The 783-nt window shown below is 72.3% G+C and carries 1 pseudogene; it reads left to right on the top strand.

The window, feature by feature from the left end:
* Positions 1-783 (top strand): annotated as a pseudogene (locus tag A612_RS02665) (error-prone DNA polymerase); the annotation flags it as partial.

The following is a 783-nucleotide window of genomic DNA, read 5'->3' as shown; positions in this document are numbered from 1 at the left end:
TGGCGGCCACGCTGGAGGTGGCCGCGCGCTGCCGCTTCCACCTGGACGAGATCCGCTACCGCTACCCGCAGGACATCGTCCCGCCCGGCATGACGGCGCGCGCGGCGCTCGCCTGGCTGAGCTGGGAGGGCGCGCGCGCACGCTATCCCGAGGGCGTGCCGGAGGCGGTGCGGGCGCAGATCGGGCACGAGCTGGAGTTGATCCACGAATGCGGCTTCGAGATGTACTTCCTCACGGTGCACGACATCGTGCGCTACGCGCGCAGCCAGGGCATCCTGTGCCAGGGGCGCGGGTCGGCCGCGAACTCGGCCGTGTGCTACGTCCTGGGCATCACGGCGGTCGACCCTTCCCAGTCGAGGCTGCTGTTCGAGCGTTTCATCAGCAAGGAGCGCGGCGAGCCGCCCGACATCGACGTGGACTTCGAGCACGAGCGGCGCGAAGAGGTCATCCAGTACATCTACACGCGCTACGGACGCGACCGCGCGGCGCTGGCGGCCGTGGTCAGCACCTGGCGCACGCGCGGCGCGCTGCGCGACGCGGGCAAGGCACTGGGCGTGGCGCCGGCGCTGATCGACGCCTTTGCCAAGGAGCACCACTGGTTCGATGACCTGCTGGCGGCCGAGGCGCTGCAGGCGCTCGCTGCACGGCTGGGCCAGCCGCTGGGCGAACGCCAGGCGGCACTGTGGCTGGAGCTGGCACGCGCGCTGCGCGGCCTGCCGCGCCACCTGGGCCAGCACGTGGGCGGTTTCGTGCTCACCCAGGACCGGCTCACGCGGCTGGTGC

Origin of the sequence: Melaminivora alkalimesophila, assembly GCF_000282995.1 — a bacterium.
Lineage (GTDB): Bacteria > Pseudomonadota > Gammaproteobacteria > Burkholderiales > Burkholderiaceae_C > Melaminivora > Melaminivora alkalimesophila.
Note: the sequence above shows the minus strand (reverse complement) of the source record. Positions and strands in the feature narration are given on the sequence as shown.